General features: G+C 40.5%; 28 protein-coding genes and 1 pseudogene. 23 read left to right on the forward strand and 6 right to left on the reverse strand.

Translation table 11 applies throughout. The annotated features are described in order from the left end of the window. The first annotated feature begins 54 nt into the window (after positions 1 to 54). Complete coding sequence (locus tag MHB79_RS02695) at positions 55 to 456, forward strand: MerR family transcriptional regulator (protein ID WP_113386745.1); 402 nt, start codon at positions 55 to 57, stop codon at positions 454 to 456. 42 nt (positions 457 to 498) lie between these two features. On the opposite strand, the gene bglS is transcribed toward MHB79_RS02695, so the two are convergent. After that, positions 499 to 1230, reverse strand: a complete 732-nt coding sequence (bglS, locus tag MHB79_RS02700; protein ID WP_003214284.1) for a beta-glucanase — start codon at positions 1228 to 1230, stop codon at positions 499 to 501. Between the two features lie 305 nt (positions 1231 to 1535). On the opposite strand from bglS, the gene MHB79_RS02705 reads away from it, so the two are divergent. From MHB79_RS02705 to MHB79_RS02745, 8 genes are all read left to right on the forward strand, one after another. Beyond that, on the forward strand, positions 1536 to 2114 hold the full coding sequence (locus tag MHB79_RS02705) for a TetR/AcrR family transcriptional regulator (protein WP_050945624.1): 579 nt from the start codon (positions 1536 to 1538) through the stop codon (positions 2112 to 2114). 72 nt (positions 2115 to 2186) lie between these two features. Further along, positions 2187 to 3626 (forward strand): DHA2 family efflux MFS transporter permease subunit, encoded by a 1440-nt coding sequence (locus MHB79_RS02710; protein WP_050945631.1) that lies wholly within the window; start codon positions 2187 to 2189, stop codon positions 3624 to 3626. A gap of 195 nt (positions 3627 to 3821) precedes the next feature. Beyond that, positions 3822 to 4715, forward strand: a complete 894-nt coding sequence (locus tag MHB79_RS02715; RefSeq protein ID WP_212046667.1) for an alpha/beta hydrolase — start codon at positions 3822 to 3824, stop codon at positions 4713 to 4715. Between the two features lie 140 nt (positions 4716 to 4855). After that, positions 4856 to 5221 (forward strand): MmcQ/YjbR family DNA-binding protein, encoded by a 366-nt coding sequence (locus tag MHB79_RS02720; RefSeq protein ID WP_003213869.1) that lies wholly within the window; start codon positions 4856 to 4858, stop codon positions 5219 to 5221. Between the two features lie 105 nt (positions 5222 to 5326). Next, on the forward strand, positions 5327 to 6088 hold the full coding sequence (locus MHB79_RS02725; RefSeq protein ID WP_050945638.1) for an SDR family NAD(P)-dependent oxidoreductase: 762 nt from the start codon (positions 5327 to 5329) through the stop codon (positions 6086 to 6088). A gap of 105 nt (positions 6089 to 6193) precedes the next feature. Continuing rightward, entirely contained in the window at positions 6194 to 6946 is a 753-nt protein-coding gene (locus MHB79_RS02730; protein WP_161522987.1) for a helix-turn-helix domain-containing protein, read from the forward strand. Then, positions 6943 to 7953, forward strand: coding sequence for an alpha/beta hydrolase family protein (locus tag MHB79_RS02735; protein WP_340988886.1), 1011 nt, complete (start codon positions 6943 to 6945; stop codon positions 7951 to 7953). The genes MHB79_RS02730 and MHB79_RS02735 overlap by 4 nt, the downstream gene beginning before the upstream one ends. A gap of 640 nt (positions 7954 to 8593) precedes the next feature. Further along, positions 8594 to 9742 (forward strand): type II asparaginase, encoded by a 1149-nt coding sequence (locus tag MHB79_RS02745; protein WP_268459887.1) that lies wholly within the window; start codon positions 8594 to 8596, stop codon positions 9740 to 9742. 32 nt (positions 9743 to 9774) lie between these two features. Here the strand turns inward: MHB79_RS02745 and MHB79_RS02750 are convergent, their stop codons facing one another. Further along, positions 9775 to 10674 carry an alpha/beta fold hydrolase gene (locus MHB79_RS02750; protein ID WP_340988888.1) on the reverse strand — a complete coding sequence of 300 codons (900 nt, stop codon included), beginning with the start codon at positions 10672 to 10674 and terminating at the stop codon, positions 9775 to 9777. A gap of 56 nt (positions 10675 to 10730) precedes the next feature. Further along, positions 10731 to 11183 (reverse strand): MarR family winged helix-turn-helix transcriptional regulator, encoded by a 453-nt coding sequence (locus MHB79_RS02755; protein ID WP_050945644.1) that lies wholly within the window; start codon positions 11181 to 11183, stop codon positions 10731 to 10733. A gap of 204 nt (positions 11184 to 11387) precedes the next feature. Here MHB79_RS02755 and MHB79_RS02760 point away from each other — a divergent pair, with 204 nt between their 5' ends. From MHB79_RS02760 to MHB79_RS02790, 8 genes and pseudogenes are all read left to right on the forward strand, one after another. Continuing rightward, positions 11388 to 11993 carry a TetR/AcrR family transcriptional regulator gene (locus MHB79_RS02760; protein WP_106033097.1) on the forward strand — a complete coding sequence of 202 codons (606 nt, stop codon included), beginning with the start codon at positions 11388 to 11390 and terminating at the stop codon, positions 11991 to 11993. A 31-nt stretch (positions 11994 to 12024) separates the two neighbouring features. Beyond that, positions 12025 to 13221: an MFS transporter gene (locus MHB79_RS02765; protein ID WP_340988891.1), complete on the forward strand. Its 1197-nt coding sequence runs from the start codon at positions 12025 to 12027 to the stop codon at positions 13219 to 13221. Between the two features lie 131 nt (positions 13222 to 13352). Next, positions 13353 to 14384, forward strand: a complete 1032-nt coding sequence (locus MHB79_RS02770) for an acyltransferase family protein (protein WP_340988893.1) — start codon at positions 13353 to 13355, stop codon at positions 14382 to 14384. A gap of 149 nt (positions 14385 to 14533) precedes the next feature. Next, the gene (locus MHB79_RS02775; protein ID WP_340988895.1) at positions 14534 to 16720 is read left to right on the forward strand and encodes an MMPL family transporter; all 2187 of its coding nucleotides are present in this window, start codon (positions 14534 to 14536) and stop codon (positions 16718 to 16720) included. Positions 16721 to 16823: 103 nt separating this feature from the next. Beyond that, positions 16824 to 18008 (forward strand): sensor histidine kinase, encoded by a 1185-nt coding sequence (locus MHB79_RS02780; protein ID WP_253621813.1) that lies wholly within the window; start codon positions 16824 to 16826, stop codon positions 18006 to 18008. Between the two features lie 5 nt (positions 18009 to 18013). Then, positions 18014 to 18664, forward strand: coding sequence for a response regulator transcription factor (locus MHB79_RS02785; protein WP_340988898.1), 651 nt, complete (start codon positions 18014 to 18016; stop codon positions 18662 to 18664). Positions 18665 to 18772: 108 nt separating this feature from the next. Then, a pseudogene (locus MHB79_RS19000) lies at positions 18773 to 18926 on the forward strand (MFS transporter); the annotation flags it as partial. Between the two features lie 289 nt (positions 18927 to 19215). Next, positions 19216 to 20001, forward strand: a complete 786-nt coding sequence (locus tag MHB79_RS02790) for a GNAT family N-acetyltransferase (RefSeq protein ID WP_340988900.1) — start codon at positions 19216 to 19218, stop codon at positions 19999 to 20001. On the opposite strand, the gene MHB79_RS02795 is transcribed toward MHB79_RS02790, so the two are convergent. Continuing rightward, the gene (locus tag MHB79_RS02795; protein WP_137055586.1) at positions 19996 to 20469 is read right to left on the reverse strand and encodes a GNAT family N-acetyltransferase; all 474 of its coding nucleotides are present in this window, start codon (positions 20467 to 20469) and stop codon (positions 19996 to 19998) included. The two genes, MHB79_RS02790 and MHB79_RS02795, sit on opposite strands and share 6 nt — an antisense overlap. A gap of 54 nt (positions 20470 to 20523) precedes the next feature. On the opposite strand from MHB79_RS02795, the gene MHB79_RS02800 reads away from it, so the two are divergent. After that, entirely contained in the window at positions 20524 to 20793 is a 270-nt protein-coding gene (locus MHB79_RS02800) for a YesK-like family protein (protein WP_106030202.1), read from the forward strand. On the opposite strand, the gene MHB79_RS02805 is transcribed toward MHB79_RS02800, so the two are convergent. Both MHB79_RS02805 and MHB79_RS02810 read right to left on the reverse strand, forming a co-directional pair. After that, complete coding sequence (locus MHB79_RS02805; protein ID WP_050945653.1) at positions 20790 to 21329, reverse strand: GNAT family N-acetyltransferase; 540 nt, start codon at positions 21327 to 21329, stop codon at positions 20790 to 20792. The two genes, MHB79_RS02800 and MHB79_RS02805, sit on opposite strands and share 4 nt — an antisense overlap. After that, the gene (locus MHB79_RS02810; protein ID WP_340988903.1) at positions 21326 to 21721 is read right to left on the reverse strand and encodes a VOC family protein; all 396 of its coding nucleotides are present in this window, start codon (positions 21719 to 21721) and stop codon (positions 21326 to 21328) included. Before MHB79_RS02810 ends, MHB79_RS02805 begins: the two co-directional genes overlap by 4 nt. 193 nt (positions 21722 to 21914) lie before the next feature. Here MHB79_RS02810 and MHB79_RS02815 point away from each other — a divergent pair, with 193 nt between their 5' ends. From MHB79_RS02815 to MHB79_RS02835, 5 genes are all read left to right on the forward strand, one after another. Next, positions 21915 to 22457, forward strand: coding sequence for a dihydrofolate reductase family protein (locus tag MHB79_RS02815; protein WP_003214351.1), 543 nt, complete (start codon positions 21915 to 21917; stop codon positions 22455 to 22457). A 108-nt stretch (positions 22458 to 22565) separates the two neighbouring features. After that, positions 22566 to 23039 carry a MarR family winged helix-turn-helix transcriptional regulator gene (locus tag MHB79_RS02820; protein ID WP_003213943.1) on the forward strand — a complete coding sequence of 158 codons (474 nt, stop codon included), beginning with the start codon at positions 22566 to 22568 and terminating at the stop codon, positions 23037 to 23039. Continuing rightward, positions 23023 to 23646, forward strand: coding sequence for a nitroreductase family protein (locus MHB79_RS02825; protein ID WP_340988906.1), 624 nt, complete (start codon positions 23023 to 23025; stop codon positions 23644 to 23646). Before MHB79_RS02820 ends, MHB79_RS02825 begins: the two co-directional genes overlap by 17 nt. A 17-nt stretch (positions 23647 to 23663) precedes the next feature. Next, positions 23664 to 24716: an LLM class flavin-dependent oxidoreductase gene (locus MHB79_RS02830; protein WP_050945655.1), complete on the forward strand. Its 1053-nt coding sequence runs from the start codon at positions 23664 to 23666 to the stop codon at positions 24714 to 24716. 348 nt (positions 24717 to 25064) lie between these two features. Further along, positions 25065 to 25358: a hypothetical protein gene (locus MHB79_RS02835; RefSeq protein ID WP_044140610.1), complete on the forward strand. Its 294-nt coding sequence runs from the start codon at positions 25065 to 25067 to the stop codon at positions 25356 to 25358. Positions 25359 to 25385: the final 27 nt, after the last annotated feature.

Below are 25385 nucleotides of genomic sequence, written 5' to 3' on the forward strand. Positions count from 1 at the left end.
GAAGAAGGAATTTCATTTTTCATAAGGTGAAAGAAGAAGAGAAGGGTGAAAACAATGAAAATAGCACAAGCCGCCAAGCAGCTCAATTTATCTACTGCTACGCTCAGGTACTATGAGAATATTGGGTTAATTCGACCGATCCGGCGGGATGAAAACGGTGTTCGTGATTATGCAGAAGAGGATATTCAGTGGATTGAATTTATAAAATGCATGAGAAATGCGGGTCTCTCAATTGATGCACTTCGAGAATATACGGCTTTATTTATCGAGGGCGAGGATCATACCCTGTCCTCGCGGAAAAGTATTTTGGTCAATGAGAGAGAAAGACTTGTAGAAAAGCAAAAGGAAATCGAAGAGACGATTAAGCGGTTAGATTACAAGATAGAAAGTTATGAAGATATTATCCACAGTTATGAACAAAAGCTCGTTCATCAACTAAAAACCAATTCCATTTGAATGAAGAAAAACCTGTGACAAGTCACAGGTTTTGTAATGTGGTTATCTTTTTGTGTAACGCACCCAGTTATAATGCGCATGGAGTGGTGTAACACCGTTATAGGAGCCGAGCCATTCATCGACACCTGCACCATTCCAGAGGTTCATCATAATCTTTCCTGGTGTTTGAGGGATTTGAGTAGTGGCAGTATGTTTTAATTGTCCGTCCACATACCATTTAATCGAGTTAGGCTGCCAGTCAAATGCATACGTGTGATAAGAGTTTGCTGCATCAAAACCAAGGTTGACGATCTTTTCATGATTTCCTACACCATTGGTATAGTAGTTAAACTGAACCTTTGTCGTATCTTTTCCTAGAAATTCGATGTCAATTTCATCCCAAGGCGTACCATCAGTCGGTCCTGTATAAGTAAAGAACGAAGACACGATCCCAACATTTTTGGCTGGTTTCATGCTGACTTCATAAAGCCCGTAGCCATATGTTTGAGTGGAACGATTTTCTCCGCAGTCAAACTTATTATAGGAAGGACTTGTAAGCGATAACCGCATTTCCCCTAACGACGTCATGGAGACATTGTTTGCACGCCACGTACAGTTAAACATGTTTCCATTCGAGTACCCATCGGCTTTTTGCCATAACCCCGTATTATAGTTGTTAAAAGGCTCATAAAACGACCCGCCTGTTTGGGCCGAGGCACCCGCAGTAAATGTGGACAAACTCAAGACGATTCCAGTGACAAGCAGCATTAACATTCGTTTCACACGGTAAGACATGTAGGCATTCCCCTCTCTTGTTTTGAAAGCGTTTTCTTAATTGATCATACATGATTCTCTCGAAATGGAAAATCGGTCTAATATATGATATTAAAGAGGATATTTTACTAGACTCTTCTATTTTTTTATAGGAAGTTATGAAAGAAAATGATCTTTTTCAGGCGATTTACTAAAGAATGATTGACAAAGCGGACAGTTGTCCGTAAGATAATACCGGTACAATTGTCCTAATGAAAATCAAAAAGTTTTGATTGAACACATAGAGAGAAGTGCAATATGGATGAAGGTAAAGAAGGTGAAGCATCATGGAAAAGGATATTGGGAAGGAAATTGAAGAAGTCGCTTTTACTTTGTTTCAGGAATTTGGTGTGGAAAATGTCAGCATGCATAAAATTGCCAAAACAGCTGGTGTTGGGCAGGGTACTCTTTATCGCCGTTATGCCAATAAAAGTGATTTGTGCCTTTCGATCCTTGGAGAAAGATTTGAACAGCTGATCCCTGCTTTGCATCTTTACTTGAGCAAAATCAGTGACCAGCCAGTTCGTGAACGTTTGCGTTATGTGCTCGAAGAAATTCATCTCATTGTCGGTCATCATTTAGACTGGATTCGGATGCTTACGATATCTGGGAATTTAGAGCAGACAAGCAAAGTGTATGACTGTCATTACAGTCAATCGCTTAGGCAAATGATTCGTGATTTGCTAGAAGAAGCAGATGAAAAAGGGGAAGCGAACATACAGGATATTGAACTGACGACACTTTGTATGTCCTCTCCGATGACGCCTGAACTGATGTTTTATATTCATGAATCTGGTTATTCAATCGAAAAAATCGCTCAATTCGCTGCAGAAAAACAGATTTTATCTGTTTTCAATAGACATTGAAGTGGCTCATTTCTGACCGTCCTTACTTCCTATGATTGATTTAATTTGAAAAAGAAAAGGAGCCAACCTACTATGAACAAACAGCAAGCAGCAGCTTCTCATATTCGAACGCTGCCCATTATTATCTCATTTATCACAGCCGGTTTTATTGGCCTGTTCAGTGAAACGGCACTAAATATGGCGCTGAGAAGCTTAACGTTAGACTTTGGAATTGAAGCGACGACAGCTCAGTGGCTGACAACAGGATATTTATTAACACTTGGTATTCTCGTACCAATTTCAGGACTCATTCTTCAATGGTTTACAACAAGACAGCTTTTCATGACATCGCTCGTCTTTTCGATCATTGGAACTTTTATCGCAGCAGTTGCGCCAGTCTTTAGTATTTTAATGGTGGCACGTGTCGTACAGGCAGTCGGAACAGCATTGCTTCTTCCATTGATGTTCAATACGATTTTGGTAATCATCCCGCCTCATAAACGAGGTAGATCTATGGGGATTATAGGTCTTGTGATCATGTTTGCACCAGCTGTTGGTCCAACAGTCTCTGGCCTTATTTTGAAATCGCTGACGTGGCATTGGATTTTCTGGATTTCACTTCCGCTATTAATAGCTGCACTCGTCTTTGGTTTTATCTTCATGCAAAATATTACTGAGCCAACAAGACCGAAAATCGATATCTTATCGATTGTGCTTTCAACCATTGGTTTCGGAGGAATTGTGTATGGCTTTAGTAGCGCCGGTGAAGGCGGCGGCTGGAGCAGTATGCATGTGATCGTGGCAATTGTAGTAGGTGTCATTGGGATTCTTGTATTCTCTCTCAGACAGTTGAATATGAAGGAACCGATGCTGAACTTAAGCCCGTTTAAATATCCGATGTTTGTCATTGGGTTACTGCTGATCTTAGTGTGTATGATGGTGATGCTGTCTGCTATGATGATTTTGCCATTGTATTTGCAAACATCCTTGGCACTAACGACCTTTACAGCAGGTTTAATGCTATTGCCAGGTGGAATTATCAACGGTCTGCTATCTCCTATCATGGGTGGTTTATTTGATAAGTTTGGACCGAAATGGCTTGTGATTCCAGGGCTTGCGATCGTCGCAGCGACGATGTTAGGTTTCACCAATCTAAGTGTGAATACATCAATTGGATACATTGTGACTCTTCATATTACATTAATGGTCGGAATCGCGATGATCATGATGCCTGCACAAACAAATGGATTAAATCAGCTGCCGCCAGAGCTATATCCGCATGGTACAGCGATTATGAATACATTGCAGCAGGTGTCAGGAGCCATTGGTACTGCGGTCGGTATTTCAATCCTTTCATCAGGAACCCGCAGCTTTATGGAAAATGTGGCTGATCCTGCAAATCCGATGAACAAGCTGCTCGCCTTTACAAATGGCGTCCAGCATGCATTTATCTTTGCTGTGATCATGACAGTCATTGGTTTGATCATCGCTTTCTTCATTAAACGAGTGAAGGTAGAACAGCAAGTTTCATAAAACAGATGAAAAGCACTGAGGACTTAGCGCCGCAGTGCTTTTTTTATTTTCTCAATGCTTGTTTCAAAGAGGGCGAAAATGGGGAGATAGATAAAAAGTGAACCAATGTGAATGTGCTGCTGATTCAGTAGAAGGAAAAGAGGAAAAAGAAACGAATGAGTTAAGAAGAAATAAATAAGACAGGAGACTGAGATCATGAACTTAGAAGAACAAATCAAAATCGCTGAGTCATTACGTCAACCATCTGAAGGTTCATTACCGAGTCAATCGGAACTAAAACCAGTCCATCCACCTGAAGTGAACAAAATGGAATATGACATTCCAACAAGTGCTGGCGAAACAAAGGTATGGGTATTTAAGCCGGTCAACACATCAAAGCAGTCGCTTCCTGTTTTTGTGAATTTACATGGCGGAGGATTTATTCTAGGCAGTGCTGAAATGGATAACCACTGGTGTCCGGTCATTGCAGACCGAGCCCAATGTATCGTCGTCAATGTCGAGTATCAGCTTGCTCCAGAGCACCCTTTCCCAGCCGCTCTTCATGAATGCTACGATGTGCTGAAGTGGCTGTATGAACACCCTGATGAGCTTCAAATAGATCCCAAAGCAATAGCCATTGGCGGACATAGCGCAGGAGGAAACTTGGCAACGGCTGCTTGTCTCTTAAATATTCAAAAAGGGAACCAACTCCCGATTGTCTATCAAGTGCTTGATTATCCGCCACTTGATTTAGCCACTGATCCAGCACAAAAGCCAGCGTTTGAAGAAGCGATCCCAGTTGAAATGGCGAGGCTCTTTAATGCCTTCTATCTGCAAGGCCAAGATCCGCGCAATCCGCTCGTTTCTCCAATCTTTGCCGATCGTTCATCCTTGGCACAAATGCCACCAGCTCTCGTTATCACAGCTGAAAGAGATTCGCTAGCTCAAGAAGCCGAACAATATGCTGAGAAGTTAAAAGAAGCAGGGATAGACGTCACGTACAGACAGTTTAAAGGAGTCCCTCACGCCTTCACGCATGCCGGAGATTTAGAAATAGCTGAAGAAGCTTGGCATCTCATGAGTGATCAATTGAAGAAGGCATTTGAATAAGAAAGAAGCATTGATAGAAAAGCACAGAACCCAGCGGGTCTGTGCTTTATTGTTGTGAAGTGAATGAAAAAAATCAGATATATGCCTTCATTGTCGATATAATAGAAAGATAGAAGACGACTTAAAAAGGAGCAAATCTAATGGAAAAAGAGAATCTACAGGCATTTTGCCTTTCTTTAAAAGGAGTCACCCATGATTATCAGCCAGAATGGCAGGCAGATCGATATCATATTGGTGGAAAGATGTTTGCTATGATGGGCGGGGATGCGAATCGAAAGCCTGTGATCACTTTAAAATGTGACCCTCAACGTGCTGAAGAACTAAGAGAGATGCATGAGGGGATTATTCCGGGCTATTATATGAATAAGACTCATTGGAATTCCATCTACCTTGATGCAGACATTCCAGCTTCATTTGTAGAGGAGTTAATCGAACATTCCTACCAATTGGTTTTTCACAAATTAACAAAAAAATCTCAACATGACATCCTCCAACATGATGAATGAAGATAGACAAGCTAATCACCCCTGTGATTCTCTTCAAAATTGACTAGAGCGAAGTGCTGTCGTTATAATTTAACTAGTTAGAAGACGTTCATAGGGGGATATAAAATGAGCTATACAGTCATTACAGGAGCAAGTTCAGGTATTGGATATGAGGCGGCACTGGCCTTTGCAGCACGAGGCAAAAATCTTATTTTAGCTGCACGCCGGCTCGAGAAACTCCAAGAACTGAAGAAGGAAATTCTTGATCAATATCCCGATATCGAAGTAAATATACAGTCTGTCGATTTAACCGACATGGAGCAAGTGTATTCATTTTATGAATCATTGGCTGAATATGAGCTCGACACCTTCATTAATAATGCAGGATTCGGCCATTTCGGCTCGATAGGAGAACAGGATGTAAGTAAAATTGGAGATATGCTTCATCTGAATATCGAAGCCTTAACGATTTTATCCACTTTATTTGTTCGTGATTATGAGCAAGTAGAAGGGGCTCAGCTGATCAACATTTCTTCAAGAGCGGGCTATACAGTCGTCGGCAATGCCGTCACCTATTCGGCCACAAAGTTTTACGTGAGTGCCTTTACAGAAGGACTGGCACTAGAGTTGAAAGAAAAGGGAGCTAAGTTACAGGCAAAAATATTAGCACCTTCTGCAACAGAATCGGAATTTGCAAAGCGTTCATTAGATGTAGATCAATTCGAATATGAAGGCAATATCAAGAAATATCATACATCAAAAGAAATGGCAGCTTGTCTGCTCGAGCTGTATGATCATGAGAAAACAGTCGGTATTGTTGACGGCAAGACATTTGATTTTGAATTGAAAGATCCGATTTTTTCACATGCTGGTCCAAGTATGAAATAGAAATGACACATCACTGAGGGAAGATGTCCTCGGTGATTTTTTTATGGCATGATTGACTGTGTGGTAACCACATGGTTTAGACTATGTACACAAGGAGGGAATCTAGTGACGTATGTAACAAGTGGAGAAGTATGTAAGCTATTAAACATCACAAAGTATACGCTTCGTCATTATATAGAACAGGATCTCGTCCGCCCTGCGAAGGTCGCTCAAAATGGATACCAATTATTTGATGAAAAAGAAATTTACACCCTTTATCAAATCCTCTTCTTAAAAAAGGCGGGGTTTTCTTTAAAAGATATCAGCGAGAGCTTTTCGAAAGAACCCGGTATGACTCTGTCCTATCAAGGTATGCTGGATCAGGTCGAGAAGCAACTACAGGAATTGAGCGAAGTGAAACAGCGTCTGGAGCATATGCTGTCGATTCAAAACAGCCTTCAGCTTAATCAAACAACGACTCAAGATCGACCAATTCGTTATTTAAAACAGATCCCAGATCATCTTCTAAAGAGTGAAACAGAGCTCGACTTTAAACAAATCGTTCACCAAAAGGAGCTGGATCTGTCTCTTTTTGAGGAGAGATATTATGTGATCAATCTGCAAGATGACTCAACAATTTCTTATTATGTATCAAATGAACAGGATTACGATGTGAGACTGGATGCTGGTTCTTACGCGGTCAAAAGTTTTTTAGCCGAAGATGAAAAGAAAGTCATTGAAGAAATTGAGGCTTTTCTACACGAAGCTCCGTTTGCCCAGCCTTCTTATATGATCTTATATGAGAATGTACCGGTCTCTGTCACGTACCAAGATTCCATGGTGTACACAGTTGAACAGAGAGCGGGGAATAGAAATTGAAAAAAAGGATTTGGCTGATCATCGCAGTGGCGGCCTTCATTTGTATCACAGCATTTGTATTTTATGAAAACAGCTTTGCTATGAATGAAAAGGAAGTCGTCATGGAGACTGCGGATGGGACATTATCAGGTATCGTCACAACACCTAAGAAGGAGTCAATAAAAGGAATTGTCCTTTTTGTACACGGAGATGGTCCACAAAATGCCACATATGACGGAGGATACAGACCTTTAATGGAACGCTTTGCAAAGCAAGGCTATGCGTCTATATCATGGGATAAGCCCGGGGTGGGTCAATCAGAGGGAAACTGGCTGCATCAATCCATGGATGATCGTGCAAAGGAAGTAGAGAATGTGATCAAATGGGCGAAGAAAGAGCCTAATCTTCAATCAAAACAAATCATCTTATGGGGAGCAAGCCAAGCGGGCTGGGTGATCCCAAAAGTAATGACAGATCGAACCGATATCACAGCCTCCATCCTTGTCGGGCCTGCTGTCAATTGGATGAGACAGGGAAGGTACAATACACTTCAAACATTAAAAGAAGCGGATGCATCTAAAGAACAAATTCAAAAAACACTCAAAAAAGAAGATGAGCAAAACAAATTATTAGAAGAAGGCGCAGCATTTCGCACATATCAAAAGAAAACGGACGATCAAGAGATGACAAAAGATCGTTATGAATTCATTCAAAAGAACATGAAAGCCGATGCCACTTCAGATATCAAGCGCATCCAATCACCGATCTATTTGGTTTTGGCACAAAATGACCGAAACGTAGATTCCGCAGAAACAAAAAGGATCTACGAGGAAGAAGTAGCACCTCAATGGTTGCATATTCAAACAATAAGAGACGTAGAGCATTCAATGCTGAATCCGCTCATTCATCATTCCAATGCCCTGATCACATTAGCAGCGATCGCCGCACCGAAAGGCTTCCTGCTTAGCCAAGCGTACTTGGATCATTGTGAGCATATACTCGAGCAGCTAAAAACACCTTCACATTAGGTGTTTTTTTTATGCGTTCTTTGATAAAGCAAAGAATCAAAGATCCAGTAGATGAGACTGCTCATGATAATGATAGGTATAGATACTGAACTCCCAATACCATCGATCACAAAAAGCATGACAACCATTGCGATCAGTAAATAAGCAGCAAGATAAAGTGGATGGAAAGCCTTTGGTTGCAAAGAAAACAACAACTGCAAAGGAACCGCAAAGACGAAATAACAAACAAAAAAGATGGGAACGTAAAATACCATGAACGCAGGCTCTCCCTGAATCGGTGGATAGAAGCATACGAACAGACTGAGTAAAATCGAACTAAGGAATAGTGTTATTAGGATTTTGTGAAATGATTGAAGCTTTTGCAATATGTATACTCCTTTTTGTAAAATTCACTATATTTTATCATAAATTGATGATCTAGCATCGTTTACTATTCTTAATTGAACAACCTCAATACTCCTTTTTAAAAAGTAAAGTTAGGTATTTAGATGTAAAAAATAAGTGTAATAATGCCCTTTTTTCCTTTATTTGGTTCTGTATCTTTCGCCTCATGCTGATGAATGAAGGAATGGTATAAAGTAAATCCTATAGAAAGAGACCTAGCTTTGAATCCATCACATTTAAGAAAAGAGATGATCGAATGAACGTAACAAAATGGTTAGGTGCTGTCCTTCTTTCAGTTTTATTAATGTCGACAGCAGCTTGTGCCAATACAAGTACCCAAGAGAAAAATCAAAGCGAAAACGAAACCGCATCTAAGGAATCAAAGGACAAAACGACAGCCGTAGAAACAGGGAATAAGTCCTTGTCTAATATTAAGGTATTAGCGACAGGCGGGACGATTGCTGGCAGTTCAGACAGTGATACAGATACGACAGGATATAAATCTGGTTCACTTGGCATCGATAAAGTCATTGCTTCAGTTCCTCAGCTCAAGGATATTGCAAACGTAACAGGTGAGCAGGTGGCGAACGTAGGTAGTGAAAATGTGGATGATGCTCTTCTTTTAAAATTAGCTAAACGAGTCAATAAACTCTTAAACGATGATCAAGTCGATGGGATTGTCATCACACATGGAACAGATACACTTGAAGAGACCGCTTACTTTTTACATTTGGTTGTCAAAAGTGATAAACCAGTTGTAGTCGTTGGCTCAATGCGTCCAGCATCTGCTATCAGTGCGGATGGTCCGCTAAACTTGTATCATGCTGTCAAAATTGCCTCTACAAAAGAAGCAAAGGGCAAAGGGGTCATGGTCACATTAAATGACCGAATTGCATCAGCTCGTTTTATTACAAAGACAAACACGACGACAACCGATTCCTTCAAGTCTCTTGAGCAAGGCTATATTGGAGAAATTGCTGGTGAAGTGGTTTCCTTTTATAACGAACCAACAAGAAAACATACGTCTGAAAGTGAATTTGATGTATCAAAAATAAAAGAATTACCACAAGTCGATATTTTATACGGCTATCAAAATGATCAAAAATACATGTATGATGCAGCAGTAAAATCGGGGGCGAAAGGGATAGTCGTTGCCGCAGCAGGCAATGGAACGATGTCAACTGAAGCCATCAAAGGGGCAACAGATGCCGTAAAGAAAGATGTAGTCGTCGTGAGGTCAAGCCGTGCAGGAAATGGGATTGTGACCCATGAAAAAATGGATGATGAACATCACTTTGTCTCATCAGATTCATTGAATCCACAAAAAGCTCGCATTCTGCTTATGCTCGCTCTAACGAAGACAAAAGATCCAAGTAAAGTGCAGACATATTATGAAAAATATTAATGAAGAAAGGGACCCGAAGCTTCGGGTCTTTTTTATGCGTGCTCCTGATGATGCTCTTTTGCACGTGTTTTTAAAGAGAGTAAAATATCTCGCCAAATATCGTCTACATCTGTAAGAAAATGTCCCGCTTCATCGATATAATAGGTTTTGACGTTTGGAATGCTAGGAGCTAATTTTTCTATTTCGACAAACGGAGCCATCGCATCTTCTTTTCCATGCCATACATCAACAGGGATTTGAATATCCTTCATATCGAATGCCCACGGACGCGAGAGCAAATCTGGTTCATGAATACATTCATCCACCGATTGACGAGTGGCTTCATGTAAATGTGTCATCATCATCTCTAATTGCTCATCGGTTTGAAGAAATTGACGGTCCCATGGATGTAAATGCTTGTTCCCGTTTTTGGCCAGCTTTTTAAATTTCTCTGGTTTGTTCTCAATCATTTTCTTCTGGGAACGATAGCTTGCTCTTAATAGCCAAGGGAACTTCTTACTGAGGAAAAAAGCCAATTTGTTTTCTTTGAGCATACTTTTAGGCGGTTTTCCGTCCTGAAATGGCGTTGTACTTGAAATCAGAGCGGCTGAAAGGACTCGGTTCGGCAATTGATAAGCACAGCCAGCAGCGAATGCGCCGCCTCCAGATACACCCATCACTGAAAAATGGTGAACGCCAAGATGATCTGCGACTTCCAACACATCTTTTGCCCAATCTAAAATCGTACGTTCAGGTTGAGGGGTAGATAAACCAAATCCTGGTCTGTCTAAACAGATGAGACGAACACCGAGCTCTTTAGAAATGGGGTCATCATCTAAAAACATCACTCTTGATCCAGGAGTTCCATGAAAAAAGAATACTGGAAACCCTTCAAGATCCCCGTATTCACACAAACCAATATGACGTCCATCTTGTAAATGAATACTATCCATACTTTCATCCCCTTAATAGTTTATCTAACTTAAATGTCAGAGAAAGAAACACCGGATTAAGGCGTTTCTTTCGCAATCTGATAGATTTTTTCGTATAGAGACAATAATGTTTTTAAATCTTCTTTTGGAAGCTTTGCATAGTATTTTTGAATAAGGTGCAATTGAATTTCTTCTGTATTCTTGTGAAAGTCATGACCCTTTTCAGCAAAATCAACAATGATTTCCCGCCGGTTATGTGGATTAATTTCTCGTTTGACATAGCCAAGCTGTTCAAGCTTTGATACAAGCTGGCTGGCGGCACTTGCCGAAATGGAAAAGTAATCAGCTAGTTCGTTGATTGTTCTTGTTTTTGTCCGTAATAATTCAAGTGTCAGCTCTTGTTTGGCTGATAAATCTGCATATTCATGTTTTAAAAATCGTTGATACTCTTCTACGTAGATGGAGCCTAGTGCATTCGAGTATTCAATGATTTTTTTACTGTAATGAATGATTTCTGCATCCAATGACATCACCTCTACTCCATTATAGGCAATGTTTATAGTTAAGTGAAGTTAAATATTAAGGTAATTTAAATAAGGAGGTGGCATGAGTGATTGTTTCGACGACTTTTTCATTGTATTTTGAGAATGATCCATTTATAATAAAAAATAAACCAACTGGTCGGTTTTGAATTGTCCTGATGAAGAAAAGCAAGATAGAAGGGATTGTGAAAGATGACAAGTACACAAAGCGGGGCTGAAAAGAGCGAGAAGACGAAGCGAAAAATCGTCACCGCTTCACGTGATTTATTTGCAAAAAAGGGATATTCAGAAACATCTGTGCGAGATATTCTAGAGGCGGCTGAAGTGAGTAAAGGCAATCTTTATCACCATTTTAAAGGAAAAGAGTTTTTGTTCCTTCATATCATGGAAGAGGATCACCTCTTGATGATGGAGACGTGGCATCAGGAAAAACAAACGATGCACCAGGCTATTGATCAGCTCGCAGGATTTGCAGAGCTGCTCAGTCAAATGGGCATTAACTACCCATTAATGAGAGCAAGTGAGGAATTTTGTGCAAGTGCCTTTACATCAGACGAGGTCATGGAACGGCTGAACAAGATTGATGTCGACTTTGATGATGTGATGAGAGACATCATACTTAAAGGTAACAAAGATGGCAGCTGGTCGATCCAGCATGTCGAGTCAACGGTGAAAATATTATTATCCGTTTTTTACGGATTAGACGTGTTGTATAAAAATGATCCAATCGAAGAGAAAAAAGAATTACAAAAACAAGCGATCTCATTGATTATTCACGGAATCAACCATCATGAGTAACAATTGAATCAATAAAGGGGAAACAAACATCATGCAAAAACCGATACGTGAGCAAAAAGCTGTACTCGTTATTTTATTAAGTAACATATTTATTGCGTTTTTAGGCATTGGTCTTATTATTCCTGTCATGCCGCTATTCATGAATGTGATGCATCTAACAGGGAGTACGATGGGATACCTTGTGGCGGCGTTTGCTGTGGCTCAGCTCATTGCATCACCTATTGCAGGGAGATGGGTAGACCGCTATGGAAGAAAGATTATGATTGTGTCAGGACTATTTCTATTTGCGTTATCAGAACTCGTCTTCGGTCTTGGGACACACGTGTATGTGCTGTATTTTGCAAGGCTGCTAGGCGGTATTAGTGCGGCATTTATCATGCCAGCTGTCACTGCTTATGTCGCTGATATCACGACCGTTCAAGAAAGATCAAAGGCAATGGGATATGTGTCAGCGGCCATTAGTACCGGCTTTATTATCGGTCCTGGGATTGGCGGATTTATTGCAGAATACGGTGTACGCCTGCCATTCTTCTTTGCAGCAGGGATTGCCTTTATAGCCGTCATTTCGTCTATGCTTTTGCTGAAGGAGCCATTAACAAAAGAAGAGCGAGCGAAGCAGATGGATCAAGTGAAGGAATCGACCTTCTTTAAGGATTTGAAAAAATCGATCAATCCAAGCTATCTCATCGCTTTTATCATTGTGTTTGTCCTCGCGTTTGGACTGTCTGCGTATGAAACGGTCTTCAGCTTGTTTACAAATCATAAGTTTGGATTTGGTCCAAAAGATATTGCGGTGATTATTACGGTCAGCTCGATTGTGGCGGTTATCATCCAAGTGCTGGTGTTTGGGAAACTCGTAAATACCCTCGGGGAAAAAAGAGTCATTCAGCTTTGCTTGATTGTCGGAGCGGTGCTCGCTTTTGTTTCAACTGTCGTCTCAGGATTTATGGTAGTCCTCATTGTCACATGTGTGATTTTCTTAGCGTTTGATTTATTGCGTCCAGCATTAACGACCTTCTTATCAAAAATCGCTGGCAATCAGCAAGGATTTGTCGCAGGGATGAACTCTACCTACACAAGCCTAGGTACGATTTTCGGCCCAGCCCTTGGCGGGATTTTATTCGATCAAAATATACATTTCCCATTTCTATTCGCAGGTGTTGTCTTATTTCTCGGATTAGGCTTAACCCTTATTTGGAAGGGGAAGGCGACGGTTGTATCTGATTAAGGGCTCTAACTAGGGCTCTTTTTTTGTTCCTGTGGATAGAGTATTGAAATAATCACAAGGTCCCTGTTGATGAGGTGTTATTCATGTTAACATGATACATATTTTACCAAAATGCTAGAGGAGGATTTTCAATGCAAATTAAAGAGATTTTTTATATTCGGTGTATCTCGTGTTTGAGTGTTGTGCTCATTCATGCAATAGCCATTTTATCTAGCCCACAATCATCATCTATTCTTGTAGCACTACTCATGTTCAGTACACCGAGTTTTATTTTCATTTCTGAGTTTTTATTGGCGCATTCTTATCCAAATGGTACACCTAAAGGATTTATGTGGAAGAGAGTGAAAGCCATCTTTTTTCCATTTGCATTTATTGGGATTGTCGATGGTTTTTTGCATTCGGCATCGTTAAATGGAGGGGCAGCTGACTTCTTTAAAAGAGCTTCAGCAAATGTCTTATTGGGAAATTATATTGGTTATTTTGTTCTGATTATTTTTCAATTTTACTTTTTGCATATGTTTTTTCACAAAATGGCTAAGCGTACCTCAGCCAAATGGGTATTGCCGATCTCCTTTATCATCACAGTTGGTTATTTAAGTGTCATGAACCTCGTCAAAATCCCACAACCTCAATTACCTAATCCAATGTTCGGCTTAGAATGGATTCCATTTCCAGGTTGGTTATTCTATTTTTGTTTAGCCTATTATTGTGGAGTGAATTATCAGCAGTTTATCACAAGACTTCATCATTTTAAGTATGCCGTGTATGGACTTGTTCTGATTTCAGCAGTGACCCTTCTAAGCAATACATATGTAGGCTTTTTCGAGCCTTCTTCTAAGAGGCCAGATGTTGTTCTTTATACAATCAGTATTGTCTTCTTATGCTTTCTCTTGTTTTCTAAAGTAAAAAGCGTTCCACCTTTCGTAGCTGTCATTAGTCAATATTCATTCACCATCTATTTGCTTCACGGGTATTTTCTAGGTATCTCTGTGTTACTATGGGGACAATTAAAAGATTATCCATTCTTTGTGGGGACATTCATAATATCAGCACTTGCAATTGCTGGACCTATCCTATTGTCTCGGTTAGCAAATCATTATAAATATGGCTATATGTTTGTCGGTAAAATCAACAGAACGAGACGAAAAACAGTCGCCTCATAAACGATTTAAAGGGGATCTTAAGAAGATGCCCTTTTTTTGTTGCCTAAAAGTACAGTGCTTTTTGCCCGAAAGTACAATTTTAATCGATCATCTCATTGCTTAGAATAAAAAGATGAAGTTCATGAAGTTGAAGAAAAAGGAGTAAGTGAATGGCAAAATTTTTATATCATTTAGGAAAAAGTGCTTTTTCTAAGCCGAAACGGATGATTATCGGTTGGTTATTTGTTTTAGTAGCTGTTGTGGCGGCAACAATAGGGACAGGTGTTTCATTTAATGGAGATATGTCGATTCCAGGAACAAAGTCAGAAAAGGCAATGGATCTCTTGGAGAAAAAGTTCCCAGCAGGTGATGATGGCGGGACGATTCGTCTGATCTTTAAAGCACCTAAGGGCGAAACATTAGAAACAAAAAAAGTAAAAAATAAATTGAACGAAACGATCAAAGAAGTCAAAAAGGATAAAGCAGTCAAGCAAGTGACGGATTTATATCAGACATTTGCTATTAGTAAAGATAAGAAAATAGGGTATGCGGATATTACATACCGGGTGAAGGCGGGTGAGGTAAAAGCATCCTCAAAAGAGAAAGTATTAGATAGTATTAAGATTTCAAGAAAGGCTGGCATCCAAACAGAATTAGGAGGCTCCGTCACATTCTCAGAAATTGAGGTAGGCGGGATTTCGGAAGTCATAGGTATTGTCATGGCCTTCTTTATTTTAGCCTTTACCTTCGCTTCATTATTGATTGCAGGACTACCGATCTTGACGGCTGTCATTGGGTTAATAATCGGCGTGATGGTCATATTAATTACCTCAAATTTTGTTGATATGTCTGCATTTAGTCTTACATTAGCTGTGATGATTGGACTTGCCGTAGGAATTGATTATGCATTATTTATCATTTCTCGATATCGACAGTTATTAGCAGAGGGTTACGAATTGAAAGAAGCAGCTGCTAGAGCTGTTGCTACAGCAGGCAGTGCTGTATTGTTTGCAGGTGTCACCGTCGTGATTGCACTATGCGGACTTGTATTAGTCGGTATACCATTTTTAGGCGTGATGGGTCTTGTAGCTGCATTCATGGTACTATCAGTTATGCTTGTGTCTCTGACAATTGTTCCTGCGATACTAGGGATTCTTGGTGATAAAGTAAGCCCTTCAAGAAAGAATAAATGGTTCTCTAAATTACAATCTCAACAAAAAGAAGAAACAACAGCTTGGGGAAGGTTTATCAAAAAGTATCCAGGTAAAATCATCCTAGGTGTCATTGTATTGACTGGTCTATTTAGTTGGCCAGCACTTCATATGGAGTTGGGTCTTCCTGATAACGGTATGAAGGGGAAGGAAACAACTGAACGCAAGGGCTATGACCTGTTAGCAGAAGGGTTTGGCAAAGGGTTTAATGGGCCACTGGTTGTTATCATTGATGCCTCCCATGCAAATAACGCAATGAAATCTATTGAGAAAACAACAAAAGTATTAGAGAAGATGGATGGCATCAAACAAGTGGCACCGGCTGTTCCTAATCCATCGGGTAAGTACGCCATGCTGACCATCTTACCGAAAAGCGGTCCAGAAGATAAGGCGACAAAGCAATTAGTCAAAGATATACGAAATGAATCTAGTCAAACTGCTGCAAAGTATGATACGAAATTACTTGTTACTGGTTCTACGGCAGTTAATATAGATATTTCAGATAGACTCAGTGAAGCGTTACCGAAATTTGCAGGAGTCATTATTGGATTTGCTTTGATTTTGATGATTCTTGTGTTTAGATCCTTCCTTGTTCCATTAAAAGCGGTTTTAGGATTCCTTATGACATTGACCGCTACACTAGGTTTTTCAGTCTTTGTTTTACAGGATGGACACCTTGCGCCATTGTTTGGAATACCAGCAAATGGCCCATTGTTAAACTTTATGCCTGTACTAGTGACAGGAATATTATTTGGTCTTGCAATGGATTATGAAGTCTTTTTAGTCAGTCGAATGAGAGAAGATTTCCTTCTATCAGGTGATGCGAAAAAATCCGTTGTATCAGGTTTGAAGCACAGTGGAAGAGTAGTGACTGCCGCAGGCTTAATCATGATCCTCGTCTTTGCTAGTTTTATCTTTGCAGATGACTTGATCATTAAAACAATGGGGTTAACGTTGGCATTCGGTGTTCTGTTTGATGCATTTGTCATAAGAATGACTTTTATCCCAGCTTGTATGATGCTGATCGGACGAGCTGCTTGGTACTTACCCAAATGGCTCGAAAGCTGGCTTCCACGTATAGACATTGAAGGTGAGTCTATTTCTCAGAAAGAAGAGAAAGGAGAGAAAGAAGAGAAGGTGATTTAGTCACTGATAGTCTTACATGGTATGATTGATGATACCGCCATTACCTCGATAAAGGGTGGGCGGTATTTTTTGAGTGAATATGAGGCTCGGATGGTGATTATTTATGGCGAAACGACGGGTAGACCCTTTTAATGAAATGATCTATTCGCGGATTCCAACATTATTATGGGTCATTCTTGTTTATATTGCAGCAATGATATTTCAGTTTATAACCACCCCAATAGCAATTTCTGGCCTGTTTTTTTCTGCACTTATTGCCATACATCTGATTCTGCATTGGTGGGCATTTTACTGGTTTCAGCAGAATCCATGGGTATATTTTCTGATTCAAGGAATTGTGATTCTACTTTGTGTTTCAGTCATGCAGGCGGCTTCCCCTGTGATCTTAATTGGTCTGTTACCGGTACTAATTGCGCAAAGTATTGGGGTATATTATCATACATTGAAGGTGATTTTGACAGGGCTTAGTTTTTATGTCCTTTTTTTTCTTGCACTTATTTTGGTCAATGATACAGATGATTTGACGGTATACATTCCTATTTTGTTTTTGATTCTGATTGTAGTCATCGCATACTCCATTTTATTTTTTAGACAAGTCAAAGCTAGAATTCGTACACAAACATTTTTAAAGGAACTTGAATTGGCACATCAACAAGTGGAAGAGCTGACACTTGCAAATGAGCGTCAAAGAATGGCGAGAGATTTACATGATACCCTTGCACAAGGACTGGCAGGTATTATTATGCAGCTAGAAGCGGCCCATGCACATTTAGAGAATCAGAATGTTGAGCGTGCTCAAAGCATTATTAAAGGTTCAATGAGCCATGCGCGGACGACATTAGGTGAGGCGAGATTGGTCATTGACGACCTTCGAACATATAGCCAGGATCAATATGACTTAGCTGATTCTGTGAAAGATGAAGTGAATCGGTTTATGACGGCGACGAATATTCCAGTTCATACAAAAGTGGCTGTCTCCTATCAAGTGTCCCCTTTTCTCATCGAACATACCGTATACATTGTCAGTGAATGTTTGACGAATATTGCCAAGCATGCCAAAGCAAGTAAAGTCGAATTGGTGATGGAGCAAAAAGAAGATCACATCTCCTTGCAAATCACAGACAATGGAGTGGGTTTTGATGAGAAAAAACAAGAATCCACTTCCGGGCATTACGGTCTAATAGGTATGTCAGAACGAGCCCGACTGCTTGATGCACAGCTACACTTAAAAAGTGAAAAAAATGAAGGTACACAAGTGACGGTAACCATACCTTTGAAAAAGGAGTAAAAACAATGTCTTATCAAATTGTGATTGTCGATGATCATTTTGTTGTTAGAGAAGGATTAAAATTAATTCTTGAGACAGATCAACGATTTGATGTTGTTGGTGAAGCAGAGGATGGGGCAAAGGGGTTAGATGTCTTGAAAGAGAAGGCTCCAGACCTTGTATTACTTGACCTCAACATGCCTAACATGAGTGGGCTTGAGATGCTAAAAGAGATGCAGTCTCTTCAATTAAAAGTACCGGTCCTGATTCTCACTACCTATAACGAAGAGAAATTAATGATTGAAGGGCTGCAACTTGGAGCAAAGGGCTATCTTTTAAAGGATGCCAGCAGGGAAAATTTATTTTATACAATTGAAGCAGCTATCAGAGGAGATATTCTTCTTCAAGCAAACGTCGCTGCTAAGGTATTTGAATCAACAGAGTATCAAGTGACTCCGAACCATTTGAAAAAAGAAATAAACATGCTGACTGAAAAAGAGATGCTTGTCTTGCAAGCAGTGGCTAGAGGATTACGAAGTAAGGAAATTGCATTTGATATGGGGATTTCCGAGAGAACTGTCAAAGCTCATTTAACAAATATTTATCAAAAGCTGGAGGTCACTTCAAGAGCGGAAGCAATTAAAGCAGCATTAGAATTAGGGGTGATTCATTTTTAGAGAGAGAGAATGATCATATGAGAAGATGACAAGAAACATTGCTCTGTTAAGTTTCAGCGTCAAGTGATTTATTATCTCTTCCACTGCGGTTTCAGTATGTGTAGGAAAATGAACTCTGCCTACATAAGTAATGGTACGATCTTTGACCCGGCACTTGGCGGCATATTATCCGATCAAAATATTCATGTCCCATTTTTATTCGCAGGTAGGCTTACCCCTTATTTGGAAGGTGAAGGCGACAGAAGAGACAGCAGCAGAATAATGAATGAAGAAGTAAGAGACCTTTTAAACGAGGTCTCTTTTTTTAAGACTGCGGCTTCAGGTGTTTTAATGCCTGTGCCATGTGGATGGTTGATGACGTTTACTTTTCACAACCTTTTCTTGTTTCTAAATAAAACCAAACCCTCATTCATAAACCTCCTTTCACAATGAGCATAGCAATAGAGGAAAGCAAATGAGAAAGAATTTTATTTGTTGCAAAGAGTCACTGCATGCGCGCATTTTTTTATATATAATGGAAGGAAAGAACATGTTTGGAAAAGGGGAGCGCCATGCATCTTTTGGAAAAGCAAAGGACAGCATCGATAAAAGAAGGGATTCGCCAGATCGATCCGGCATATCCAGTGTTTGTAGATGCGGTCATGGATGGTTTCATACAAGGGAATCTTTATGTAGATGATGCAGTGCACCCTCGTATTTATTTTCTCGAAACAGCATGCGGCATTTATTATGTTGCAGGCAAGAGAGAAGAAGAGCTGTCACACTTCTCGGCGTTTATTGTGGATATTTACGAAAGGCAGAAAAGACAAAACGGCCGATTTACCATATTTTCAGCGAATCAATCGACAGATGTGATGATGAAAAATTGTCTTGGATCACATCTGAAAGAGATGGAAAGACATGCGTACGTTTTTTCGCAAGCACAATCTTATGTTTCTGCGTCTCATTCAGGCTACAGAGTAGAGCGGACAAAAGAACAGGTGATCAATGCAAGCAGGGCTTTCACGCCTAGCTATTACGAAGCCTATTGGGGGAGAGCGGCGCGCTTTCTATCAAAAGGAATCGGAGTTGCCATCTTAGATGGTGAGAACGTGGTGAGTGAATGTGTCTCCATTTTTTCAAGTGAAGATCGTGTAGAGATAGATATTTGGACAGAAGAAGCCTGCCGGGGGAAAGGTTTAGCGCAGCTGGCGGGTCAGCATATGATCAAGAATTGTCTTGAAAATAAGAGGACACCGCATTGGGATTGCGATGTCCATCACCTAACTTCGATCAAACTGGCAGAAAAGCTAGGCTTTCAGCGGACAAAAACCTATCGATTGTTTTACAGCTCATGATGAGAAGGTTTTGAGATACCAAGCATCCATTGCAGAATGCTCAGAGCCTTCAATCGGCTCTGAAAGAAGAGAAAAGCCATATCGCTGATAAAGGCCGGTGGCTGCAGTTAATTCCTGGCGGGTTTCTAAATAACATGCTTCATAGTATGTAGAGGCATATTGCAGCGCTGTATCCATCAGTTTTTTGCCAGCACCTTTTCCTTGAGCATTTGGACTCAGATAAAGCTTTTGTAATTCACATATTCCGTTAGTAAATGGAGCAATGCCTACGCCGCCCAGAATATCGCCATTCTCTTCAGCAATCCAATAGGCTGCATGAGTCAATGATTGATAGTATTCGAACAGCTGGTCAAGGTGGGGATCAGTGTAGGCGGTTCCTTCAATCGCCAGATTCGCCGATTCTAGTGACTGGCGGATAATCGCTGCGATATACGGGTTGTCTTTTTGCTCAATGGGTCTCATGTTCATTGGAAGTACCTCCATCGTCATAAAATAAAAAAAGAGAAAGTGAGTTGAAACAACATGTTTTGGCTGCAAACCGCTATTTTTACAATCGTTGTATTGTGTCTCTCATGGTGGGCAGGGAAAAAAGGCAGAAACCGTCATGCGGGTCTGATCCTCCCTATATGCTTTATTCTATTTGGATTGGTTTTATTGATAGCGAGTTTCTTCATTGGCAGATGGGAAGGCATGGCGCTTAGTATATCAAGCGTCTCTATCGTTCTCTCTTCCATGATTTGTTTGATCATCGTCACAGCGATTCAAATTTTAAAAAAAGATGTCCCTTCTTAAGCAGGGGCATCTCCACTGTTCATCTGATTGTATTCTTCACGAAGGATGCCCATGATGATCACATCTGAGTAGGTACCATTGAAATAAAGCGCTTGGCGCCTTTTTCCTTCATATTGAAATCCGGCTTTCTCATAGCTTCTGAAGGCTCTCGGATTGTGGGAAAAGACTTCGAGCTCAAGGCGATTGAGTTCTAATGTCTCAAAGGCGAATGCTTGAACCATTCGGACAGCTTCGGTGCCATAGCCTTTTTGGAAATGTTCTGGTCCATGAAGCGCAATGCGGAAGCTTGCCGTATGATTGATTGGATCAATATCCACAATCGCCGCATCCCCAATCATTTCTTTCGTGTCTAACAGACAAATGGCGAAATCTCGTCTGCTGTCATCTTGTAAAAATCGGGTGTAGGCTGAACGAATTTCTTCTAGTGTGAACGTTTTTCGTGTGCCAGTCATGTAAAGTGTTTCTTCATGCTGGCATCCTCTTTGAATACCCAGATAATCCTGTTCTTCAATCGGTCTCAAAAATAAGCGGGTCATGACGGATCACCCTCCTCTATATATCGAGATATTTCAATTAAATTCAGATCAGGATCACGGATATAAACAGATTCAACCGGACCTAATGTACCTGTGCGCCTGACAGGCCCCTCTTCAATAGGAACTACTTGCTTGCGAAGGTGCAGGAGCAAACTGTCCATATCTAAATCGGTGATAAAGCACAAATCACTAGAGCCTGGAAGTGGGTGAGCCGCTGCCGGCTCATATTCATGACCAGCTTCATGAATATTGATCTTCTGTAAACCAAAACGAAGCGCTTTACGGCCTTCTCCAAAGGTTTCTTCCTTCATTCCTAATACGTTTGTATAAAAGCGAATGGTGTCCTCCATATGTTGTACAGTCAACACGATATGATCAAGTCGTCGTATCATCAGTTTCTCCTCCAAGTATGATCATTGATTGAACTGATTTTATTATATCATTACTTGAAGAGGATACCTTAGTGAATCACGGTGTTGAAGGCATGAAAACGGATGATGAAAAATCCATATATACTTTGTCTTTCCTTTCTGATACAATTAAAATAGAATATATGTTCTCATTTAAGGTAAGGGAGTGATGGAATTGAGTCAGAAAAGGAAGCTGCTTTTTTATGGGGCAATGAGTATCGATGGCTATTTAGCGAGAGAGGATCACAGGCTCGATTGGTTAATAGGAACAGAGGGCGAAGAAGAAACGAGGTATGATGACTTTTATGCGTCAGTTGATACGCTGATCATGGGGCGAAATACATATGAGCAGGTTCTACAGCTGTCACCAGATGAGTTTCCTTATGAAGGAAAGACATGTTATATCATGTCACGTACTTTACAAGACAGTTTGAAAGGAACCCATATCATTCGTGAAGATATCTTATCTTTTATGAAAAAATTAAAACATGAAGAAGGTCAGCATATCTGGATTGTCGGCGGCGGGGAACTGCTTCAGTTTTTCATAAAAGCAGGATTGGTTGATGAGCTTTATCTTCAAATTGCTCCTGTCATGATTGGGAGAGGCATTCCCCTGTTTTCCCCAGCAGATATAGAATCCAGGTTTTCATTAAAAGAAGTCAAACAATACAAGCAGATAGCTGAATTGCATTTTGTCTTAAAAGAAGAAGATCACTGATTTGAGGTGGTCTTTTTTTTATGAAACAAACTCGTTGACAATCATATATCCTAGTGTTAGGATAAATTTATCCTAGTTTTAGGATTTCTTAAAAAGGGAGTAGTTGCCATGGTGCAGCATGAACATGAATTAGACTTAAGGCTATTCCGCGTGTGGATGAAAGCCTATCAAGCTCTTTTTACAAATATTCAAACAGACATTGAACGTTATGATATCGGATTTGAAAACTTTCAGATCCTTGAATTGCTCTATAGTAAGGGGCCACATCCCGTCCAAAAAATCAGCGACATCCTGTCAATCCCAAGTGGAAGTATGACATATGTCGTGAACAAACTAGAAAAACAAGAGCTCGTGAAAAGGCAATGTGCGCCCTCTGATAAACGTGTATTTCATGTATTACTGACGGAAAAAGGAAAGCAATTGTTTGACGACATTTTTCCTAAACACACAGATGTCATTTCACAAAACCTATCCTTTATTGAAAAAGAAGAAAAAGAACAGCTCATTGAATTATTAAAAAAAGTCGGTTTAGGTGCAAAACAACTTCACGAAAAGGGGAAACAAGATGACTCTCAGCTTTGATACATTGGTACGTGAAAGACGATCCGCATCAAATTTTTTGCCAAATATCTCGATTTCGAGAGAAGAGCTTAACAGCATTTTTGAAGAGGTCAAAATGGCACCATCTGCTTTTAACTTACAGCACACACAATATGTCGTCGTCCAAACAGAAGGTCTTAAAGAACAAGTAAGAGAAGCTGCATTTGGACAATATAAAGTGCATTCCGCCTCAGCAGCGATCATTGTACTGGGAGACACAAAGGCTTATCAGCAAGCGGCGAACATTTATGAAGGTCTGAAAATGCTTGGCATTTTAAACACGCAGCAATACGAAGAAATGGTCAGAGAGACGATGAGCTTTTATGAACAGAGAGGATCGGATTTTCAGAAAGAAGAGGCAATCCGCAATGCTTCATTATCTGCGATGCTGTTTATGCTCGCCGCCAAAAACAAGGGCTGGGACACGTGCCCAATGATCGGCTTTGACCCTGATGTCATGAAAAAGGTGCTCAACATCGAGTCGGATTTGGTTCCCGTGTTAATGATCACACTAGGAAAAGAAAAAGTAGAGAGCAGACAACCGAGAGGCTACCGAAAGCCAGTCTCTGAATTCGTAACATACTTATAAGATAGGGGGTTCCACTCATGGAACTAGGAATTAGTACATTTGTAGAAACAACACCTGATTTTCAAACAGGAAAAACAGTCAGTCACGCACAGCGTATTCGAGAAGTAGTCGAAGAAATTATTTTAGCAGATCAAGTCGGCCTTGATGTATTTGGCGTAGGTGAGCATCACCGTGAGGATTTCGCAGCATCGAATCCCGCTGTTGTCTTAGCGGCTGCGGCAACACAAACAAAGAATATCCGCCTGACAAGTGCAGTGACAGTCCTTTCATCAGCAGATCCTGTTCGTGTCTTTCAGGATTTTGCAACGCTAGATGGACTATCAAACGGGCGTGCAGAAATTATGGCAGGCCGTGGTTCATTTATTGAATCATTCCCGCTCTTTGGCTATGACCTTGATGACTATGAAGAATTATTTGAAGAAAAGCTTGATTTGTTGCTCAAATTACAGCAGTCTGAGCGTGTCACATGGAGCGGAAAGCATCGCCCAGCTATTCAAGATGTCGGCGTATATCCAAGACCTGTTCAAGATCCGCTTCCAATCTGGATCGGCAGTGGAGGAAACCGTGAATCTGTCGTACGTGCTGGATTATTGGGACTGCCTTTAGTACTTGCCATCATTGGCGGAAGTCCTAGACAGTTCGCACCGCTCGTTCAGCTGTACAAGCAAGCGGCAGTGCACGCTGGACATGACCCAGAGAAATTAACCGTGGCGTCACATTCGCATGGATTTGTTGCGGAAGAAACAGAACTGGCAGCAGACCAATTCTTCCCTTCCACACAGCATGTGATGAATACGTTAGCAAGAGAGCGAGGCTGGGGACCTTATACTCGTTCTACATTTGATGCAGCGAGAACGTTAGAAGGCGCGCTGTATGTAGGAGATTCAGATGCAGTGGCAGAGAAAGTGATTCACCTAAGAAAAAATGTAGGAATCACGCGTTTTATGCTTCATGTACCAGTTGGTTCAATGCCGCATGATCAAGTATTAAAAGCCATTGAGCTATTTGGAAAAGAAGTCGCTCCTAAAGTAAGAGAAGAGGTTGCCCGCTGGGAAGCAGAGCAAGCATAACGAAAAAGGTCGATCAAGTGAATAGGCTTGATCGACCTTTTTGATGCTTAAGGATCAATGACACAAGGTTTCACTGAAGGGCATGAAGCAGCAGAAGCAAGTGGTGTGGTCGTCAAGGTGAAGAGAAAAACAAGTTGAAAACAGATGAGCCATTTTTTCATGAAATCACCTCCGTTCACAATTGTTTGACGGAATGAGATGAGGATAAAAGCACAGAAGTATAAAACACTCTCTATCCAACATAAGACAATCATATCATAATTTTCAAAAAAATGAAAAAATATCTTATATAAGTACTGAATTATGGTATGGTTATTATGTTCTACAAAAAAAGGGAGGGATTTTTTTATGAAAAAGGTCATGTCTTCTGTTTTGGTTGGAGCAATTGTCTTAACGGGTGCTGGGGTCACAACTACTCCAGTGGAAGCAAAGGAGCAAACAAACAGTGAAATAACGGCTCAGGCCAGTCGAACTGTTTCAGTAACAAGAACATATACGACATCAAACATCCCAGAAAGTATTGTATATGCAGAGGATGGCTGGGTCGGTATTTTAAAACAAACCTCTATTAAAGAATTGGGATTAGGAAAATATAGTGTCACATTTACTGGAACAGTGGTACGCGATCCAGGATTTAATTAAATAAAATGCAAAGCTGACAGGTGGACA

Origin of the sequence: Bacillus sp. FSL M7-0558, assembly GCF_038003245.1 — a bacterium.
GTDB lineage: Bacteria > Bacillota > Bacilli > Bacillales > Bacillaceae > Bacillus > Bacillus pumilus.

Bases quoted from the DNA above. Each gene is read 5' to 3' on its own strand.
- MHB79_RS02760 (WP_106033097.1), top strand. From the start codon at position 11,388: ATGACAAGTACACAAAGCGGGGCTGAAAAGAGCGAGAAGACGAAGCGA.
- MHB79_RS02720 (WP_003213869.1), top strand. From the start codon at position 4,856: ATGGAAAAAGAGAATCTACAGGCATTTTGCCTTTCTTTAAAAGGAGTC.
- MHB79_RS02770 (WP_340988893.1), top strand. From the start codon at position 13,353: ATGCAAATTAAAGAGATTTTTTATATTCGGTGTATCTCGTGTTTGAGT.
- MHB79_RS02715 (WP_212046667.1), top strand. From the start codon at position 3,822: ATGAACTTAGAAGAACAAATCAAAATCGCTGAGTCATTACGTCAACCA.
- MHB79_RS02755 (WP_050945644.1), bottom strand. From the start codon at position 11,183: ATGTCATTGGATGCAGAAATCATTCATTACAGTAAAAAAATCATTGAA.
- MHB79_RS02790 (WP_340988900.1), top strand. From the start codon at position 19,216: ATGCATCTTTTGGAAAAGCAAAGGACAGCATCGATAAAAGAAGGGATT.
- MHB79_RS02835 (WP_044140610.1), top strand. From the start codon at position 25,065: ATGAAAAAGGTCATGTCTTCTGTTTTGGTTGGAGCAATTGTCTTAACG.
- MHB79_RS02785 (WP_340988898.1), top strand. From the start codon at position 18,014: ATGTCTTATCAAATTGTGATTGTCGATGATCATTTTGTTGTTAGAGAA.
- MHB79_RS02795 (WP_137055586.1), bottom strand. From the start codon at position 20,469: ATGAACATGAGACCCATTGAGCAAAAAGACAACCCGTATATCGCAGCG.
- MHB79_RS02775 (WP_340988895.1), top strand. From the start codon at position 14,534: ATGGCAAAATTTTTATATCATTTAGGAAAAAGTGCTTTTTCTAAGCCG.
- MHB79_RS02705 (WP_050945624.1), top strand. From the start codon at position 1,536: ATGGAAAAGGATATTGGGAAGGAAATTGAAGAAGTCGCTTTTACTTTG.
- MHB79_RS02810 (WP_340988903.1), bottom strand. From the start codon at position 21,721: ATGATACGACGACTTGATCATATCGTGTTGACTGTACAACATATGGAG.
- MHB79_RS02710 (WP_050945631.1), top strand. From the start codon at position 2,187: ATGAACAAACAGCAAGCAGCAGCTTCTCATATTCGAACGCTGCCCATT.
- MHB79_RS02780 (WP_253621813.1), top strand. From the start codon at position 16,824: ATGGCGAAACGACGGGTAGACCCTTTTAATGAAATGATCTATTCGCGG.
- MHB79_RS02820 (WP_003213943.1), top strand. From the start codon at position 22,566: ATGGTGCAGCATGAACATGAATTAGACTTAAGGCTATTCCGCGTGTGG.
- MHB79_RS02765 (WP_340988891.1), top strand. From the start codon at position 12,025: ATGCAAAAACCGATACGTGAGCAAAAAGCTGTACTCGTTATTTTATTA.
- MHB79_RS02825 (WP_340988906.1), top strand. From the start codon at position 23,023: ATGACTCTCAGCTTTGATACATTGGTACGTGAAAGACGATCCGCATCA.
- bglS (WP_003214284.1), bottom strand. From the start codon at position 1,230: ATGTCTTACCGTGTGAAACGAATGTTAATGCTGCTTGTCACTGGAATC.
- MHB79_RS02830 (WP_050945655.1), top strand. From the start codon at position 23,664: ATGGAACTAGGAATTAGTACATTTGTAGAAACAACACCTGATTTTCAA.
- MHB79_RS02805 (WP_050945653.1), bottom strand. From the start codon at position 21,329: ATGACCCGCTTATTTTTGAGACCGATTGAAGAACAGGATTATCTGGGT.
- MHB79_RS02745 (WP_268459887.1), top strand. From the start codon at position 8,594: ATGAACGTAACAAAATGGTTAGGTGCTGTCCTTCTTTCAGTTTTATTA.
- MHB79_RS02750 (WP_340988888.1), bottom strand. From the start codon at position 10,674: ATGGATAGTATTCATTTACAAGATGGACGTCATATTGGTTTGTGTGAA.
- MHB79_RS02800 (WP_106030202.1), top strand. From the start codon at position 20,524: ATGTTTTGGCTGCAAACCGCTATTTTTACAATCGTTGTATTGTGTCTC.
- MHB79_RS02695 (WP_113386745.1), top strand. From the start codon at position 55: ATGAAAATAGCACAAGCCGCCAAGCAGCTCAATTTATCTACTGCTACG.
- MHB79_RS02725 (WP_050945638.1), top strand. From the start codon at position 5,327: ATGAGCTATACAGTCATTACAGGAGCAAGTTCAGGTATTGGATATGAG.